The sequence below is a fragment of the Methylosinus sp. RM1 genome, from assembly GCF_011378635.1.
Lineage (GTDB): Bacteria > Pseudomonadota > Alphaproteobacteria > Rhizobiales > Beijerinckiaceae > Methylosinus > Methylosinus sporium.
Genome location: NZ_WOVC01000001.1, coordinates 199,546 through 215,854 on the forward strand (window position 1 = coordinate 199,546; position 16,309 = coordinate 215,854).

Annotated in this window: 15 protein-coding genes and 1 tRNA gene; 4 read left to right on the forward strand and 12 right to left on the reverse strand. The window is 66.1% G+C overall.

Going from position 1 to position 16,309, the window contains the following annotated elements; genetic code table 11:
• Positions 1-62: 62 nt before the first annotated feature.
• The 3 genes from FMZ75_RS00845 to FMZ75_RS00855 form a co-directional block, all read right to left on the reverse strand.
• Positions 63-467 (reverse strand): hypothetical protein, encoded by a 405-nt coding sequence (locus tag FMZ75_RS00845; protein ID WP_166140956.1) that lies wholly within the window; start codon positions 465-467, stop codon positions 63-65.
• Between the two features lie 118 nt (positions 468-585).
• Positions 586-873, reverse strand: a complete 288-nt coding sequence (locus FMZ75_RS00850) for a hypothetical protein (protein WP_142863252.1) — start codon at positions 871-873, stop codon at positions 586-588.
• Positions 874-979: 106 nt separating this feature from the next.
• Positions 980-1,053 (reverse strand) — tRNA-Gln (locus FMZ75_RS00855).
• Positions 1,054-1,361: 308 nt separating this feature from the next.
• Between FMZ75_RS00855 and FMZ75_RS00860 the strand changes: the two genes are divergently transcribed.
• A complete protein-coding gene (locus FMZ75_RS00860; protein ID WP_166141023.1) occupies positions 1,362-2,459 on the forward strand; it encodes a Ppx/GppA phosphatase family protein in 1,098 nt (365 codons plus the stop codon).
• A 32-nt stretch (positions 2,460-2,491) separates the two neighbouring features.
• Here FMZ75_RS00860 and FMZ75_RS00865 read toward each other — a convergent pair whose 3' ends face one another.
• The 3 genes from FMZ75_RS00865 to FMZ75_RS00875 all read right to left on the reverse strand — a co-directional run bounded on the left by FMZ75_RS00865 (position 2,492) and on the right by FMZ75_RS00875 (position 7,939).
• Positions 2,492-4,162, reverse strand: a complete 1,671-nt coding sequence (locus FMZ75_RS00865; protein WP_166140957.1) for a porin — start codon at positions 4,160-4,162, stop codon at positions 2,492-2,494.
• A gap of 241 nt (positions 4,163-4,403) precedes the next feature.
• A complete protein-coding gene (locus tag FMZ75_RS00870; RefSeq protein ID WP_166140958.1) occupies positions 4,404-6,068 on the reverse strand; it encodes an OprO/OprP family phosphate-selective porin in 1,665 nt (554 codons plus the stop codon).
• A 212-nt stretch (positions 6,069-6,280) separates the two neighbouring features.
• Positions 6,281-7,939 (reverse strand): OprO/OprP family phosphate-selective porin, encoded by a 1,659-nt coding sequence (locus FMZ75_RS00875; RefSeq protein WP_166140959.1) that lies wholly within the window; start codon positions 7,937-7,939, stop codon positions 6,281-6,283.
• A 569-nt stretch (positions 7,940-8,508) separates the two neighbouring features.
• On the opposite strand from FMZ75_RS00875, the gene FMZ75_RS00880 reads away from it, so the two are divergent.
• Together FMZ75_RS00880 and FMZ75_RS00885 are read left to right on the forward strand one after the other, a co-directional pair.
• Positions 8,509-10,164 (forward strand): OprO/OprP family phosphate-selective porin, encoded by a 1,656-nt coding sequence (locus FMZ75_RS00880; RefSeq protein WP_246728701.1) that lies wholly within the window; start codon positions 8,509-8,511, stop codon positions 10,162-10,164.
• A 227-nt stretch (positions 10,165-10,391) separates the two neighbouring features.
• Positions 10,392-10,619: a DUF2093 domain-containing protein gene (locus FMZ75_RS00885; protein ID WP_108917140.1), complete on the forward strand. Its 228-nt coding sequence runs from the start codon at positions 10,392-10,394 to the stop codon at positions 10,617-10,619.
• Positions 10,620-10,625: 6 nt separating this feature from the next.
• Here the strand turns inward: FMZ75_RS00885 and lpxK are convergent, their stop codons facing one another.
• From lpxK to FMZ75_RS00905, 4 genes are all read right to left on the reverse strand, one after another.
• On the reverse strand, positions 10,626-11,609 hold the full coding sequence (lpxK, locus tag FMZ75_RS00890; RefSeq protein WP_166140960.1) for a tetraacyldisaccharide 4'-kinase: 984 nt from the start codon (positions 11,607-11,609) through the stop codon (positions 10,626-10,628).
• A 21-nt stretch (positions 11,610-11,630) separates the two neighbouring features.
• Positions 11,631-12,908, reverse strand: coding sequence for a 3-deoxy-D-manno-octulosonic acid transferase (locus FMZ75_RS00895; protein WP_166140961.1), 1,278 nt, complete (start codon positions 12,906-12,908; stop codon positions 11,631-11,633).
• Between the two features lie 114 nt (positions 12,909-13,022).
• A complete protein-coding gene (locus FMZ75_RS00900) occupies positions 13,023-13,271 on the reverse strand; it encodes a DUF4170 domain-containing protein (protein WP_166140962.1) in 249 nt (82 codons plus the stop codon).
• The gene (locus tag FMZ75_RS00905) at positions 13,268-14,101 is read right to left on the reverse strand and encodes a 3'(2'),5'-bisphosphate nucleotidase CysQ (protein WP_166140963.1); all 834 of its coding nucleotides are present in this window, start codon (positions 14,099-14,101) and stop codon (positions 13,268-13,270) included. Before FMZ75_RS00905 ends, FMZ75_RS00900 begins: the two co-directional genes overlap by 4 nt.
• Positions 14,102-14,341: 240 nt before the next feature.
• Here FMZ75_RS00905 and FMZ75_RS00910 point away from each other — a divergent pair, with 240 nt between their 5' ends.
• Positions 14,342-14,872 (forward strand): DUF6101 family protein, encoded by a 531-nt coding sequence (locus FMZ75_RS00910; protein WP_166140964.1) that lies wholly within the window; start codon positions 14,342-14,344, stop codon positions 14,870-14,872.
• Here FMZ75_RS00910 and ubiA read toward each other — a convergent pair.
• The gene (gene ubiA / locus FMZ75_RS00915) at positions 14,863-15,816 is read right to left on the reverse strand and encodes a 4-hydroxybenzoate octaprenyltransferase (RefSeq protein WP_166140965.1); all 954 of its coding nucleotides are present in this window, start codon (positions 15,814-15,816) and stop codon (positions 14,863-14,865) included. The genes FMZ75_RS00910 and ubiA overlap by 10 nt on opposite strands.
• The gene (locus tag FMZ75_RS00920) at positions 15,813-16,229 is read right to left on the reverse strand and encodes a hypothetical protein (protein WP_108917133.1); all 417 of its coding nucleotides are present in this window, start codon (positions 16,227-16,229) and stop codon (positions 15,813-15,815) included. The genes ubiA and FMZ75_RS00920 overlap by 4 nt, the downstream gene beginning before the upstream one ends.
• Positions 16,230-16,309 lie beyond the last annotated feature (80 nt).

The following is a 16,309-nucleotide window of genomic DNA, read 5'->3' on the forward strand; positions in this document are numbered from 1 at the left end:
CGGATGCGTGCGGAGGGAATGCGGCGGAAGGAGCGCGGCGCCATCGCGTGAAATCGGCGCGATCAGGCGCCGAGCGGCGGCGCGCGCGACGACCAGGAGCCGTTCCATGCGGATCGGACAGGAGCCGGAGCCTCGATGAGCCGCGGCGCCGCGACGGAGGGCGGCGCATAGGGCAAGACCATGCCGAGCCGCAGGGGCGCGACGGCGGCGCCCGCCGCGGCTCCTTCGCAGGCGGCGGGGCACATGTCGCAATGATGGCTTCCGCCCGCCGGACGGCCGTCCGCATCGGCGTCATGGGTCGCATCATGGGTGACGGAACGGCAGAGCCGATCGGCCGCGGACGCGCCGTCGAGGCGCGCCGAGCCGGAGGCGGCGACGGCGAACGCCTGCGCGAGACAAAGCGCGACGATCCCGCTCAGCATGAGCGCGCGCGCCGTCCACCGCAAATTGGCCCAAAGCTTCGCCATGCCGGAAAAGGTCCATGATCGGCGGGCGGCCGTCAAGAGCCGAGGCGCCGCCCGTGTCGGCGACGTGACGGCACTCTACAAGTGGGCGCGTCATGAGCGTCCGCGCGGCCCTGCGGCGTCACTTCACGAATTTGATGGCCGCGAGAACGAGGCCGCCGATCGCGACGACGGCTGCGAAAAGCCATCGGGCGATATCCGCGCGGAGATTCGCCGCCGTCGTCTCGATTTTCGTCTCGAGCCGCAGCTCGGCCTCGCGCAAGTCGGCCTTCGTCGCCACAGAGTCGCGCAACGCCGCGTCCAGCGCGTCCGCCTGGGCGCGCGCCTGCTTGTCGTCGAAGCCGGCTTCTCTGAGCCGATCGATATAGGCGAGACGATCGAAGGTAATGGCGGGCGAAGTCATGCTCATAGGATAGGCGCAGGCAAGACCGGAATCAATCGACGAGCTTTTTCCGCCGCCGCCGCCCGGCCCCTCGCCGTTTCGCGAAAAACAGGAAAAATGCTAGGATTTCAAATGGCTGGGGGACCTGGATTCGAACCAAGATTAACGGAGTCAGAGTCCGCTGTTCTACCGTTGAACTATCCCCCAACGGTCGCGCGGCGAAGCGGCGCGTCGCGGTGATCTAATGAGAGGACGCCCTCCTGTCAACATGATCGCCACGGTTGGACGCGGTTGGCGGCGCGCTCGAGCTCACGATCGGCGCCGGGGGCTCTCGAAATGCTTGCCCGAACGCGCTCCTTGGGCATTCGCGCCGGCCTTGCTACACTTCCCGCGATCGGCCATGAGTCTCGTCGAGACAAAGATCGGCGATGCGAACGGAAGAGGGCCGGTCGGGAGGCGGGTTGAAAAAGCCGGAACATTGGGGCGGGGGCCCGGACGGCGGCGAAACGCCGCGCATGGGCGCGGGAACAGGCGCGTCCGACGACGGATCGAGCGCTCACGCCCGCCCGTACGCCCCCGGCTCGCCCGACGCCCGCAGCGCGCGCGCCGCGGGCGAGCGGCGCGACGATCATGTCTATGCGGCGCTCGATCTCGGCACCAATAATTGCCGGCTGCTGATCGCGCGGCCCGAGCAGCGCTCGCGGCGCAAATCCGACATGCTGCGCATCATCGATGCTTTCTCGCGCATCGTGCGCCTCGGCGAGGGCATGGGCGTCTCCCGGCGCATCGGCGAGCAGGCGATCGAGCGCACGCTCGAGGCGCTCGAAATCTGCCGCGAGAAAATGAGCCTGCGCGGCGTCTCGCGCGCCCGGCTCATCGCCACCCAGGCCTGCCGCGCCGCCGAGAACGGCGCCGAATTCGTCGAGCGCGTGCGCGCGCGCACCGGCCTCTCGCTTGAGGTCATCGACCGCGAGACCGAGGCGCGGCTCGCCGCGCGCGGCTGCGGCTCGCTCGCCGATCCGCGCGCGGAGAGCATATTGCTCTTCGATATAGGCGGCGGCTCCACCGAGCTCGTCTGGCTGACGCGCTCGGCGCGCGGCTGTCTTTTGCGTCATTGGACCTCGCTCGAGATCGGCGTCGTCTCGCTCGCCGAGCGATTCGGCGGCAAAAGCGTGAGCCCGGCCGTTTACGAGTCGATGATCGCGCGCGCGCTCGAGGCGCTCGCCGCTTTCGCCGAGCGCACGGCCGCGGAGCGGCGCTGCGAGCGTTTCCATCTGCTCGGCACTTCCGGCACGGTGACGACGCTCGCCGGCGTGCATCTCGGCCTCGAGCGCTATGATCGCTGGCGCGTCGACGGACTCTGGCTGTCCGACGAGGATGCGACGCGCGCCATCGACCAGTTGCGCGCCATGGATTTCGACCAGCGCGCCGCCAATGGCTGCATCGGCCCGCAACGCGCCGATCTCGTGCTCGCCGGCTGCGCGATCTTCGAGGCGATTCGACGCCTCTTTCCGGCCTCTCGCACACGCATCGCCGATCGCGGCCTGCGCGAGGGGATGCTGCTCGAGATGATGGAGGCGGACGGATCGTTCGCGCCGCAGCGCGGGGATTGAGGCCGCCCGCCGGCCTCGGGTCCATCGCGCCGTCAGAAGGAGCGCTGCAGGCGCAGCCGCCCCTCGACCGTGGCGTTGGCGCCTTTCCATGAGGGCAGGCCGACCGACCACAGCGCTATGTCCGGCGCGAGCCCCACCGGCCGGCTGTGGTGATTGTCGCGCAGATACATGAGCTCGCCGCCGAGATCGAAATTCTTGAGCGGCGTCCAGACGAGATTGGAGCCGATGCGATATTCCGTCGTATTCACCGCGCCGACGCCGCCGCCGAAATCGGCGATGGCGCTCGGGCTGTAATAGAGCTCCAGAACCGAGCCGTAGAGGCCGGAGGAGAGCGTCGGCGTCCAGTAATGCTTGAAGGCCGCGAGCGCCGCCCAGCCGGTCGATTTGTCGCAATGGGCGCCCGCGGTCCAGACGCAGTCGAAGCTGGTGAATTCCCAGCCATTGCTGGCTTTGACCCCGCCATTGCCATAGCCATAGAAGGCGTTGCCGTTCACCGGGCCGCCGTTGAAGCTCAGATTATTTCCCATCAGATAGCCGACGGCGCCGCGAGCGTAGGTTCCCTGGATCCATAATTTGTCGCCCTCGGGGAAAAACTCCGGGGCGAATTTGTCGAGATTGAACTGCAAGCCCAGCTGCGCGGCATAGCCGTAATCCTCCTGCGAGACAGCCGGAATCGCCGTGCCGAGCGGCACGCCGGTGACCGGCGTCGCCACAGTGGCGTTGCGGGTGTAGATCGAGCTGCGCAGCTGATGCGCGGCCGCGGAAATCTGCGCCCCGCCCCAGGGCTGGTCGATGCGGAAGGCGCCGACGATATCGGGGATTTTCACGCCGTCCGGGACGCCGGAAAAGCGCGTGCCCCAGGCCGCGGCCGCGAAATCCGCGGCGGCCCCGGTGAGGCCATAGACCGCCGCGATCAGATTATAGGATCCGATGGTCGAGCCGATGAAGCCGCGCCGCGAGACGTTGTCCTCGAGGGAGAAGCTCAGGGAGACACCGTCGCGGAAGCTGTAGGTATAGGCGAGCGCGCCGACCGTCGCATTGGAGCCGCGAAGCGCCTCCCAATTGATGTTGTCGGTGTAGAAATCGAAGAAAGACTGCACGCGGCCGACGGTGAGGCCGCCGAATTGCAAAAATGCCTTGTTGAGGATCGTCGTCTCGCGCGCCGTGGTGCGGAACGTCGTGCCGTTCGCGAAATTGGCGCCGCCGAAATATTGTCCGCCGCTCAGCGAGCCCGTCGCCGCGCTGCTGTCCGAACCAAAATAGGATTCGAGCCGCACGAAGGCGCGCATCGTGCCGTAGTCGGTGGGCGCGCGGGCGTCGAGTTCCGCCCGGCCGATGCCGACGAAGCCAGTGTTGTCGCCGCTGCGGGCGTTGGAATAGCCGAGATTCGGCACATGGCCCGGTAGGCCGAGCGGATTGCCGCCGGCGCCGGTTCCGAAGGCGACGGGATTGTCGGTGGCGATGATGCTGCGCGACATTCGGTAGGAGGTGCTCCAGCTCCGCCATTCGCCCACGGCGGCGCCGCCGAGGCGCAGGCAAGTGTTGGTGCCGGGAATATAGAAGAACGCCGCGCCATATTGATCGCAGACGCGCACATATTCGGCCGGGGCGGCGCGGCGCTTGGGGAGCTCTTCGGCGTCCGCCGCGATCGGGCAGGCTATGGCGACGACATAAGCCAAAATAAAAAGATTCGATTTGGGCATTTCTGCGATCCGTCGAAGCAATGTTCGATAGAACTACGTATGAAGACTTACGTAATATCTCGATAACAGACGCTTTGCCGAATCGGCGATGAAAAATTACTAAGTTTCTATTATACTTTTTTCGTGACGGGAACGAGCGCGCGCAACGAGCGGCGCGAGCCTCTCGCCCAAAAACGCGACGGCCGCCCCGAAGGGCGGCCGCGATGGCTCGAAACGCTATGTATCGAATTTTGTCTTGGCCTCACCAGAAGATTTGCGCGCGCGCCAGGAAGAGGCTCGGGCGATCGCCGTTGAGATAGGGGCGGTCGGAGGGCGCGACGAGCGTGAGGGTCTTCGTCCAATTGGCCTGGAAGCGCACGCCGCGGACCGGATACCAGTTCAGCGCGAGGCTGAAATTGTCCTGGCGTCCGCCGAGCGTCGCCGTGCTGGCGATCGCCTTCTGGACGGCGTTGCCGGCGACGGTCGCCGCATAGACGAAATTGCCGTCGACCAGGCCGCCATTGTTGAGATTGATCTCGCTGTAGCGCGCGGCGAATTCGAAGGCGCCGAAGCCGCCCTTGTTCAGCGGGTTCTTGATCTGCACGTCGCCGAAGCTGCCGGGCGTGTTGAAGTCCTTGTCATAGCCCTTGTAGGAGGCCGCGCGCGACTCGCCGGTCAGGAACACCGAGCCGAGCACGTAATAGCCGCTGTAGCGCAGGCTGCTTCCGCCGCCATTGCCGTAGAGGAAGGCGTTGGTGGAGTCGCGCTCATATTGGGCGGCGATATATTCGCCCTGGAGCGAAAAGGGCCCATAGGCGCCGACGGCTTCGAATCCGTAGTTGTAGGAATATTTCAGGCAGCTCGAGCGCCGGGCGAAGGGGGCGATGAGCTGGCCGACGCCGGTCGTCGCAATGTTGAGCGTCGCCGCTGAGGCCGCGCAAGAGAGGTCCTGAGCCGCCGAGACGCGCGTCAGGGCGCCGCCGCCGCCGAGCACGTCCGTCTCCTCGCGCTCGGAGGACTGGCCGGGGCGCAGATTGGCCGCGTCGGTCGCTGCGGTGGTGTTGTTCGGCTTGTGATATTTGAACGAGGCGCCGACATGGAGCAGCTTGTCCTCCTCCGTGATGGGCGCGTAGATCGCGCGCACCGCGGCGTCCCAATATTGGGACTCGCCGGTGGGCGGGCTGGTCTGCGTGTCCTGCGGGCTCGTCGAGAAGATGCCCGTCTTGACCGCCCAGTTCTTGTCGCCGATCGCGACCGCCGCGCCGATATGGCGGCTCGGCGAGAGCACGGAGGGCAGCGAGCGCTCGATGAAGGTGAAATACTTGGAGGATTCGGTCGATTCCAGGCTGAAGGGCTCTCGGAAATTGCCGATCTGCACGGTGATCGGCAGAGACGTCAGCTCCGGCGGCAGGAATTTGTCGCGATAGGCGACATAGAAGTCACGGATGCCGGCGACGCCGGAGCCGGTGAAATCATATTGGATCTTGTAATACCAATTCTTGAAGGCCTTTCCGTCGACCTCTATGCGCGCGCGGCGGAAGCCGACATTGCTGCGCGAAATGGTGTCCGCGGAGGAGGCGAAGCCGCCGTCCGTCTGGATGTGGCCGCCGAGCTTGAAGCTGAAGTCCTGGTCCTCTGTCTCGACATAAAGTCCGTTGCGGAAGGAGACGAAGACGGGCGGCGGAACATTGGCGCCCGGCGCGCCTTTGGCGGAGTTGAGCGCATTCTTGACCTGAACGGTGGACTTGGCCTGTTCCGTGAGTCGCGTCTCGAGTCGCTTCAATTGCGCCTTCAGCGCCTTGATCTCGCTCGCCGTATCCGCGAGAGCGGAAGCCGGAAGCCCGAAAGTCGCTGCGAAGGCGGCGAGAGCGACGCCGCCCGAGAGCCGCCACATTATCCGTCCGCGCGATCCCTTATGCCCGTTCATCAGTGTCCCCGTATTGACGCCTAAGTAGTATATCTTAGTCATAGACTATAGAGGTTGACTAGGCTGCTGGTCGGCGCGGGATGTTTTCAGCGGCAGCTGTTGCGGAAATGTCACGCCATGAAATTTGGCTCCATAATGAAAAAGGCCGCCCCGAAGGGCGGCCTCTTCTCGATCGAACGTCTCGCCGGGCCGAGAGGCCCGGCCTTTATCTCTCACCAGAAAACCTGCGTGCGGAACAGGAAGGTGCTCGGGTGCTGGCCGTTGAGATAGGGCTTGTCGGACGGAGCGACGAGCGTCATTGCGCGCGTCCAGTTGGCCTGGAGGCGGACGCCCCGCACCGGATACCAGTTCAGCGCGAGGGTCAGATTCTCCTCGCGGCCGCCCAGCGTCGCGGTGTTGGCGAGCGCCTTCTGCGCCGCATTGCCGGCGACCGCCGCCAGATAGGCGTAATTGCTGTCGACGAGACCGCCGTTGTTGAGATTGAGCTCGCTATAGCGCGCGGCGATTTCCCAGGCGCCCCAGCCGCCCTTGCCGAGCGGATTCTTGATCGCGATGTCGCTGAAGGTGCCCGGCGAATTCCAATCCTTGTCATAGCCCTTATAGGAGGCTGCGCGGGATTCGCCGGTCAGGAACACCGAACCCTGCACGTAATAGCCGCTATATTCGAGGCTCGAGCCGCCGTTGTTGCCGAGCGCCAGGGCCGTGCCCGCATCACGCTCGTAATGCGCGCCGGTGTATTCGCCCTGCACCGAGAAGGGGCCGTAGGTGGCGGCCATTTCGAAATTGTAGTTGTAGCTGGATTTCAGGCAGCCGTTCTGCAGATAGCCGGGCGTCCACAACAGGGCCACGCCGGTCGCCGCCTTGTAGGCCGGGCTGCAGTTCAACGCCTGGGCCGACGGCACGACGATATAGGTGTTCTTCAGAATGTCGGTTTCGTCGCGGCTGCCGCTGCCCGGCAGCAGATTGTTCGGATCCTGCGCGGCGGTCGAGTCGTTCGGCTTATGATACATGAACGAGCCGCCGAAATGGAGCAGCTTGTCCTCCTCGACGATCGGCGCATAGATCGCGCGGGTCGTCAGGTCCCAATATTGATGACCCGTCGCAGCCGGATTCTGGGCCTTGTCTTGACCGAAGCTGGTCGAGAACACGCCGGCCTGCACGGCCCAATGCTTGTCGCCGAGGCCGACTCGCGCGCCGATGTGGCGGTCGGGCGCCAGGGCGCCGGGCAGCGCGCGCTCGATGAAGGTGATGTGCTTGGACGACGTCACCGTCTCCATGCTGAACGGCTCATACTGGCTGCCGACCTGGAAGGTGACCGGCTGCGAGGTGATCTCCGACGGCAGCAGCTTGGCGCGATAGGCGAGGAAGGCGTCGCGAATGCCCTGGCTGCCCGAGCCCGTGAAGTCGTATTGGAACTTGTAGTACCAGTTCTTATAGGCCTTGCCCTCGACCTCGAGGCGGGCGCGGCGGAAGTCGACGTTGCTGCGCGAGCCGCTCGAGGGATAGCTGGTGAAGCCGCCGTCGATCTGAATGCGGCCGCCGACCTTGAAGTTGAAGTCCTTGTCCTCGGTCTCGACGAAGAGGCCGTTCTTGAAGCTGACGAACACCGGCGGCGGACCCTTGTGGTCGGGCGCGCTCTTCGCGGAGTTCAGCGCATTCTTGACCTGATGGGTTGTCTTGGCCTGCTCCTCGAGCCGGTGCTCGAGCCGCTTCAGCTCCGCCTTGAGCGCCTTGATCTCGCTCGCCGTATCGGCGACAGCCGCCGTGGGCGCGCCGAAAGCGCCGAGGAGCGCGACAACGGCCACGCCTCCCAGCAGCTTCGAAGGCGTCGCGCCTTTCGCGATCGTCTGGACCTTCGGTACATGTGTCATGTCAGCCTCTTGAATTGCTTACCGCTTGGGCAGCGCTAGAGGCGTTGTGTGACACAATCATCACAATTCGTAGGGGCGGGGCTTTGTGACGGCGCTTTCCCCTCGAGGTGTGGCTCAAATGCCACGTAGGGGGGCACCTAGCCCTTCGAATTGCAGCATTTTTCCTCTGCTCGAGTGGTCGCGGCCGAGCGCGATATTGTGGCGACCCATATCGGAAAGAGGCCGAATTGTGTCCGATCGGCAACACCTAGGTGAAAAACCTTAAGTGAATCCGATTTCGGCCTTGCGCGGACGGCCGATCGAAATGTAAGACAATTACATGTGATGTTTCAAAAGAACATTTCATCGGTAGAAGCTCACTCGATGAGCAAGGCTGATGAGAAGTTTGGCATCATAAGTCGAGCAATAGGCAAATGGCGTAAATGACGCGCGCCGCGCAGTGTTTGGTTCCCGTCCAGGATAACTTGTCGTCGACACGAATAGTCATTCCTCCGAATGAAGCCTCGTCCGGCGAAGAATTGTCCGAACCGATCACGCGAGACGCCGGACGCCCAGCGCAGGGGGCTTTGATGAGAGAACAGAATATCGGGTCGAAAATGGCGCGGAGGCTTTCGGGCGGCGTCGCGCTCGCCGCCTTCTGCGGGATGCTGGGCGTTCCGGCCCCGGCGCTGGCCGATACGGCGAGCGAGATCAAGGCGCTGAAGGATCAGATCAAGCGCCTCGAAGCGAGAATGACCGAGCAGGCCAAGACCAACGCCCAGGTCAAGAACGCCATCAATTCCGCCAAGACGCAGCCAGGGCTCGTCGCCCCGCCGCCGGTGTTCGTCAGCTTCAAGAACGGCCTCTTCGTCGAGACCGAGGACAAGGCGTTCAACTTCAAGATCGGCGGCCGCGTCCAGACCGACGGCGGCTTCGCCAGCTCGGCGGACACCATCTCGCGCAGCAACGCCGGCTTCCGCCGTGCTCAGCTCGAGGTCGAGGGCAAAGCCTATAAAAACTGGTTCTACAAGTTCCAGTACGACTTCACCGGCTCCGGCGCCGCCGGCATTCGCGACGCCTTCCTCGCCTATCGCGACAAGCTGCTGCCGGAAGAGATCACCAAGCAGCCGGTCACTTTCCAGGTCGGCAATTTCTTCGAGCCCTTCAGCCTCGAGACGGTCAGCTCGACCAAGCACATCACCTTCATCGAGCGCGCCATGACCGAGGCCCTCGCGCCGAGCCGCCATATCGGCGTCGCGGTCGGAGCGGGCGACAAGCATTGGAGCGTCAAGGGCGGCTTCTTCTCGACCAGCCCGCAGGACACGGCGACGGCTCCGCCCACCGGCGGCGCCCAATATTGGGACGCGGCGGTGCGCGCCACCTATGCGCCGATCGTCGAGGAGGACAAGCTCCTGCATTTCGGCTCGTCCTTCCGCTATCACAAGCCCAATGACGCGACGGCGGCGACCAACGCCAACACCTATCGGCCCGGCCAGGGAACGCGCGACGAGTTCGACGTTCTCGGCGGCAGCGGCGCTCTGATTCGCGTGCCGACGGCGCAGGATCTCACTTGCGCGGCCTCCGGAAGCCTAGCGACGGCCTCGACGGGCCTCTCGCTTCTCTATTCGCCCTTCACGCTCAAGAACGGCTGTCTGAAATATTCGTATAGCTACGCCTTCGAGGCGTCGGCGGCCTATGGGCCCTTCGCGGTCCAGGCCGAATATCTCGCCTCCCAATATGAGCGCGATCCGCTCAACGCGCTACTGCTCGGCAACGCCGGCGGGTCGAGCCTCTCCTATAGCGGCTATTACGTCTATGGCTCGGTGTTCCTGACCGGCGAATCGCGCGCCGCCTCCTATCGCGGCTATGACCAGAACTGGGGCTCGCCCGGCACATTCGCCGATGTGGCGATCAAGAATCCCTTCAATAAGGGCGGCCTCGGGGCCTGGGAGTTCGCCGCGCGCTATAGCGAGCTCAACCTCAATAATGGCGGCCTCGTCGATAGCAGCTATGTCTATGCGGCCGCCCTCGTCGGAAACGCCGCGCAGAAGGCGCTCGCCAACACGGCCACGCTGGGCGGGCGCGAGGGCAATCTGACGCTGGCGCTGAATTGGTATCCGGTCAGGGGCGTGCGTCTCCAGGCCAATTGGACGAAAGTCCTGACGCTCTCGGCCCCGTCCGATCGCGCCTATCTCAACGGCGACCGCCCGAGCATGTTCCTCGCCCGCGCCCAGGTCTTCTGGTGAGCGCCGCCTGAAACCGTTTCCTTCCGCGATGGCCGTCCCCTTCGGGGCGGCCATTCGCGTTTCGGGGCAGCCGTTCCGGCGCGGCCGCAGCGGGCGGGACGGCGAAGGCTCGGCCGCTCGCGTGCGATTCGGCTTGCCAATCGCGTCTCTCCTATTGAAAATCCGGCATGACCTCGTTTATTTCGTCGGTGCGCCGCTTTACCGAGCGGGCGAGACGCAGGATCCGCATGAACCGGTTCGAACGACAGCCGCAGGCCGCGGTCGAGGCCGAGGTCGAATATCGCGACGGCGACTTCCGCGTTCGCCGCCCGGGCGCCTTTGTGCGCTGCGCTGTGACCGGCGAGCCCATTCCGCTGGAAGAGCTCCGCTATTGGAACGTCGACCTGCAAGAGGCCTATTCCAGCACCGACGCCAAGCTCGCCCGCATCGGCGTGAGCTTCCCGAAGAAGCCGTGAGGCGTCTCAATTCCGCGCCAGCGCGCGGCGCAGAAGCCGGCGGAGCATTTCCTCTTTTTCCGAGCGTAAGCGGATCGGCAGAGCCTGCACGCGCGCGGCGGCGTCGGGAGAAAGACGCGCCGCGTCTTTTTCCGTCGTGATCAGCGTCGCGCCGAGACGCGCTGCTTCGCGCTCGAGGGCCGCGATCTCGCCCGCCGCATAGCGATAATGATCGGCGAAACTCTTTCGGCCGACGATCTCGACGCCCAAACCCTCCAGCGTCGCGAAAAATTTCTGCGGCCGCGCGATGCCCGCAAAGGCGAGCGCGCGTTCGGGGAGGCGATCGGCGAGGGGCGCGATGCGGGCGCGCAGAACCGGCTTTCCTGCCGCTCTCGCATGTTCGGCGACAGCTTCTCCTGCGGCGCCCTCGCCGATGAGCATGAGCGCGTCGACCGCGGCGAGCTGGCGCCGCAAGGGCGCGCGCAACGGGCCGGCCGGGAGGCACAGCCCATTGCCGGCGCCATAGGATCCATCGACGACCATCAGCGCGAGATCGGGCTCGAGTCGCCGGCTCTGCAATCCGTCGTCGAGCGCCAGCGCCGTCGCCCCGAGATCGCGGGCGAGACGCGCCCCCGCAGCGCGATCGACGCCGACGATGGTCGGCGCGCAGCGCGCCAGCAGCAGCGCTTCGTCGCCCGTCTCGCGCGCGGTATGGATTTTCGCATCGACGAGGAAAGGCGCGCCCCGCATGTCGCGGCGGCCATATCCGCGGGTGAGAAAGAACGGCCGCTCGCCCATTTCCATGAGCGAGGTCGCGACAGCGAGCGCCGCCGGCGTCTTGCCGTCGCCGCCGAGCGTCGGCCCGCCGATCACGATCGCCGGCAGATCGGCGCGCGCGCCCGGCCGCGCCATGCGCGCCGAAGTGACGGAGCCATAGAGCGCGCCGAGCGGCGCCAATGCGCGCGCCAGCGGCGAGGCCGGCGCGCGTCGCCAGAAGTCAGGCGCGCGCATTTTCGCAGGCGCGGCGCGAGCTCATTTCTGCTCCAGCGCCGATTGGGCGAGATAGGGCTCGATCGCCGCCATTATGCTCTGCGAGGCGCCGCCGAGCTTCCTCACCACTTCGGCGCCGGCGCGGCCCATCTTGCGCATTCGCGAGGGGTCGGAGAGCAGGAATTGCAGCGCGCGCGCCAGCGATTCGGCGTCGCTCACGCGGGCGGCGGCGCGGGCGGCGGCCAGTTCGCCGTATATGTCGGCGAAATTCTCGACATGCGGCCCATGCAGGATCGCGCAGCCGAGCTTGGCCGGCTCGATCGGATTATGGCCGCCCTCGGCGGTCAGCGATTTTCCCGTGAACACCACGCTGACGGCGCGGAGAAACAGGCCGAGCTCTCCCACCGTATCGGCGACATAGATCTGCACGCCGCGCCGCGGCTCGCCGTCGCGCGAGCGCAGGCCGACCGCGAGGCCTTTGGCGCTGGCGAGCGCGGCGATCTCCGCGCCGCGCTCGGGCTTGCGCGGCACAATGATGGTCAGCAGCGAGGGAGCCTCGCCGGAAAGCGAGAGATGCGCGTCGATCGCGATCTCCTCCTCGCCGGCATGGGTGGAGATCGCCGCCCAGACCGGACGCGGGCCGATGGCGCCATTGAATTCGGCGAGCCTTCCGGCGCCGACGGGCGGGGGCGGCACGTCGAATTTCAGATTGCCGCAAACGCGCACGCGCGGCGCGCCGAGGCCCAGATAGCGCGCGGCGCTCTCGGCGTTCTGCGCGAGGCAGAGATCGATCTCGCCGAACAAGCTTCGCGCGCCGCCGGGCAGCCGCCGCCAGCGCGCGGCGGAGCGGCGCGAGATGGTGGCATTGACGAGAACGAGCGGCAGCCGCCGCGCATGGATCGCGCGGATCATATTGGGCCACAGCTCCGACTCGGCGAAGAGCACGATGTCGGGCCGCCAATGCTCGAGAAAGCGCTCGACGAATTGCGGCGCGTCGAGCGGCAGAAATTGATGCACAGCGCCGGCCGGCAGCCGCGCCCGCAGCACTTTGGCGGAGGAGACCGTGCCCGTGGTGACGAGAACCTCGACGCCGCGCTGAATGAAGCGTTCGACCAGCGGCAGCAGGGCGAGGCTCTCGCCGAGGCTCGCGCCATGCAGCCAGACCAGCCGTCCGGCGGGACGCGCCAGACCGGGCGCGCCCATGCGCTCGCCGATCCGCTCGGGGTCTTCCTTGCCTTGCTTGGCGCGCCAGCCCAGCGCCGCGCCGGCGAGAGGCGTCAATCCGATGGTCAGCAATCGATAGATCGTCAGGACCGGCATCGACGCCCCGGTTGCAGCTCGCCAGTAGAATGGCGGCCGCTGGTCACGGCGCGCCGGCCTCGAAAGATCATGCGGAATCGTCGGCTCGCCGCGCGCGGTCCCGCCGATATCGGCTCATTTCAGGTCGGGATCGAGGAGGCTGTGCAATTGCACGACAAAATAGCGCATATGAGCGTTGTCGACCGTGGCATGCGCTTTCGCCTTCCAGGCGGCGAGCGCCGAGGCGTTGTCCGAATAAATGCCGACGATGTCGAGCTTGGTCGGGTCGCGGAAGGCGACGCCCTGGAGGTCGATCAGCTCGCCTCCGAAAACGAGATGAAGCGCCTGCGGCGCGCCGCCGTTCTGTGTCGTCGTTTCGCTCATATCACGCCCTTCGAAACCGCCCGCGCCAGCGCGAGACTCTCGGGAAAGATGGATTGCGGGGCCGCCACCAGCATGTCGCGCCGCAGTTGCGGGCGATTATAGCGCAAAGGAAGCCCCTCGAGCTCGGACAAGACGCCGCCCGCCTCGGTGAGTATCACATCGGCCGCGGCAATGTCCCAGTCTTTCGAATCCGCGGAGGCGATGGTGAGATCATTGCGGCCGGCGGCGACGTCGGCGACGCGCAGGGCCAGCGAGGGCGTGCGATCCTGCACCGCCAATTTATATTCGGAGTCGGCGAAGCGGGCGGAAAGGCCGCGCGGCGCCTCCAGCCGCGCGCCCGCCAGAATGGCGCGTTCGGAGACGCGGATCGACGCGCCATTGAGCGCCGCGCCATGGCCGGCGGCGGCGGCGAAGGTCCATTCCAGAGCCGGGGCGTGAATGACGCCGAGCGTCGGACGTCCCTCCTCGATCAGCGCGATCGACACCGCCCAGCGCAGGTCGCCGCGCAGAAAGGCCTGCGTTCCGTCTATGGGGTCGACGACGAGCAGCCGTGGGCGCAGCAGGCGTTCTTTATTGTCCGCGGTCTCCTCGGAGAGCCAGCCGGCGTCCGGGAACAGCGCCGACGCCGCCTCCTGTAGAAAGCGGTCGACGGCGAGATCCGCCTCGGTCACGGGCGAGCCGCCGTCCTTATAGGAGACGGCCGCGCTGGTCCTCGCGCCGGGGCGGAAAAAGCCCATGGCGATTTCGCCCGCCCGCCGCGCGACGGCTTCCAGCAGGGGCAGCCGAGCCGCCAGCTCGGTCGGCGCCAAGTCGTTTGAATTGTCGGCCATTGAGACTTTCGTTAAGCGAGCCGCGCCCCTCCCGCAAGGCGGTCTTTTCGGCGAATTGCCGCGAATTTCGCCGATCTCGTTTGCCCAATGCTAACCCAATGCTCCAGATTCAGTCGAAAAGGCAATGGTTTACGGGCGATTCACCAGCCTTGTTAGCGAGCTTTGGCCGAGCCGTCGCCCAACATGCCCCTCAGAAAAGGCGGGACCAAACGCCAAGATCACGATCGAAGGAACGGGCGCATGTTCGAGACCGGCATTGCGGAGACGCAGCTTCAATTCGCCGTCCAACGCGATCGGCGCGCCGATGGCGGCCAGCGCCAGGTGCGCGTCGGCCGGCGCGACATTCTGATTTCCCGGCGTCTCGCCGGAGTGTCCATGATGATCAGCGTGCCGGTGCAGGCCTATCGCGGCGTCGCTCTCGACGTCGAGCCGAGCCGGGACGGCGGCGCCTCCTATCGGCTGTCGCTCGCCCATCAGGACCCCGATCTCGACGTCGTCCTCACCGAGACGGCTGACGGCGGCGCAATCTCGGCCGATTGGAAATATTGGGCCTCCTATCTCGATCTGCCGCGTCTCGCCGCGCGTGGCGGCGCGCTCGAGACAATCGATCCGCGCCTCGGCGGCGTCGCTCTGCGCGAGGCCATCGCGCGCCGCAAGAAGACGTCCGTCGTCCAGCGCCGCCCGCGCTTCTGCGCGCGCCGCAAGGAAGGCGAGGGCGAGCGCATGGCGACGGTCTATCAGGGCGAGCGCGAGATCTTCTGCTATGAATAAGCGAGTATGGCGCTCTGCGCCGCGAGCCCGGCGAAGAGCAGCAGGCCGGCGTCGCGATTGGAGCGGAACAGCATGAGCGCCACTTGCGGCGTGGCGGCGTCGTTGGTCCGATAGACCTGCCAGCAAAGATGCGCCGCATAGGCGGCGAGACCGAGCTGCGCGAAGCCGCCGACATCGGCCGTGAGCAGCGCCAATTCCGCGAAGACGACAGAGCCGAGATAGAGCGCGCCCACGGCGAGACGCACATGCGCGCCGAACAGCAGCGCCGTCGAGCGAACGCCCGCTATCGTGTCGTCGCGCTTGTCCTGCAGCGCATAGATCGTGTCGAAGCCGATCGTCCACAAAATCGCCGAGGCGTAGAGGAGGACGGCCGGTAGGCCGAGCCCGCCGGCGAGCGCCGTCCAGCCGAGCAGCGCGCCATAGGCGAACGCCAGCCCCAGCACCGCCTGCGGCCAGGAGGTGACGCGCTTGGCGAAAGGATAGATCAGCACGATCAGCGGCGAGGCGAAGCCGAGCGCGATGGTGAAGCCGTTGAAGGACAGAAGAACGCCGAGGCCGACGAGGCATTGCGCCACGAGAAAGGCGATCGCCGCGCGCAAGGAGACGCGGCCGCTGGCGAGCGGACGCAGCCGCGTGCGCTCCACCTTCGCGTCGATCTTGCGGTCGACGATGTCGTTATAGGTGGAGCCGGCGCCGCGCATGGAGACCGCGCCGATGAAGAAGAGCAGCAAATGCCAGACATTCGGCGGCGTCCCGAGCGCCGCGGCGGCGAGCGCGCTCCCCTGCCAGCAGGGCAGCAGCAGCAGCCACCAGCCGATCGGCCGATCGAGGCGGGCGAGCTGCACATAGGGACGGAGCGGGTCCGGCGCGAGGCGCCAGAGCGGATGGTCGGCGACGGCGTCGGGCAGCCGTGGCTCGTCCTGAGGCCGTTCCGCAGCGCTCACAGCGGGCCGGCGGGCAGCTTCTGCGCCTGCGGGCCGATGCCTGCGGCCTGTTCTTCCTGCATTTTCTTCGCCTTGGCGGCGACCGCGCAGGCCTGGGCGGCGAAAGTCTGCGTCTTGCCGCGCGCCTGCTTGAAACCGTCGACCATAGCGTCGGGAATGTTGCACCATTCCTTGTTCTTATCGATATAGGCGGCCATCTCGGTCTCTATGGAGACGAGCTTGCGCGCCACCGGGCAGGCCGCGATCGGGTCCATCTTGCCCTTGGACGCCTTGCCGATATTGTTGAGCGTCTGGATCTGGGACATGCGCCGCTGCGAGAGCTTCTGAAAATCCTCCTGGCAGGACTGGGCCAGAGCGGTCGACGCTCCCGCTGTCGCAAGAAGAATTCCCAATATCGGCGCGCCTGCGATCATGCCTGCAATCGCCCGCGCGTTCCGCGCGATACCGCTCCTTGCCCTCATGGCGGCGTTCCCCTTTTATGGTTTAAGCGGTC

What these genes read in the sequence shown, in the direction of transcription:
- FMZ75_RS00845 (WP_166140956.1), bottom strand. Translation starts at nt 467, where the DNA reads ATGGCGAAGCTTTGGGCCAATTTGCGGTGGACGGCGCGCGCGCTCATG.
- FMZ75_RS00850 (WP_142863252.1), bottom strand. Translation starts at nt 873, where the DNA reads ATGAGCATGACTTCGCCCGCCATTACCTTCGATCGTCTCGCCTATATC.
- FMZ75_RS00860 (WP_166141023.1), top strand. Translation starts at nt 1,362, where the DNA reads ATGGGCGCGGGAACAGGCGCGTCCGACGACGGATCGAGCGCTCACGCC.
- FMZ75_RS00865 (WP_166140957.1), bottom strand. Translation starts at nt 4,162, where the DNA reads ATGCCCAAATCGAATCTTTTTATTTTGGCTTATGTCGTCGCCATAGCC.
- FMZ75_RS00870 (WP_166140958.1), bottom strand. Translation starts at nt 6,068, where the DNA reads ATGAACGGGCATAAGGGATCGCGCGGACGGATAATGTGGCGGCTCTCG.
- FMZ75_RS00875 (WP_166140959.1), bottom strand. Translation starts at nt 7,939, where the DNA reads ATGACACATGTACCGAAGGTCCAGACGATCGCGAAAGGCGCGACGCCT.
- FMZ75_RS00880 (WP_246728701.1), top strand. Translation starts at nt 8,509, where the DNA reads ATGAGAGAACAGAATATCGGGTCGAAAATGGCGCGGAGGCTTTCGGGC.
- FMZ75_RS00885 (WP_108917140.1), top strand. Translation starts at nt 10,392, where the DNA reads ATGAACCGGTTCGAACGACAGCCGCAGGCCGCGGTCGAGGCCGAGGTC.
- lpxK (WP_166140960.1), bottom strand. Translation starts at nt 11,609, where the DNA reads ATGCGCGCGCCTGACTTCTGGCGACGCGCGCCGGCCTCGCCGCTGGCG.
- FMZ75_RS00895 (WP_166140961.1), bottom strand. Translation starts at nt 12,908, where the DNA reads ATGCCGGTCCTGACGATCTATCGATTGCTGACCATCGGATTGACGCCT.
- FMZ75_RS00900 (WP_166140962.1), bottom strand. Translation starts at nt 13,271, where the DNA reads ATGAGCGAAACGACGACACAGAACGGCGGCGCGCCGCAGGCGCTTCAT.
- FMZ75_RS00905 (WP_166140963.1), bottom strand. Translation starts at nt 14,101, where the DNA reads ATGGCCGACAATTCAAACGACTTGGCGCCGACCGAGCTGGCGGCTCGG.
- FMZ75_RS00910 (WP_166140964.1), top strand. Translation starts at nt 14,342, where the DNA reads ATGTTCGAGACCGGCATTGCGGAGACGCAGCTTCAATTCGCCGTCCAA.
- FMZ75_RS00920 (WP_108917133.1), bottom strand. Translation starts at nt 16,229, where the DNA reads ATGATCGCAGGCGCGCCGATATTGGGAATTCTTCTTGCGACAGCGGGA.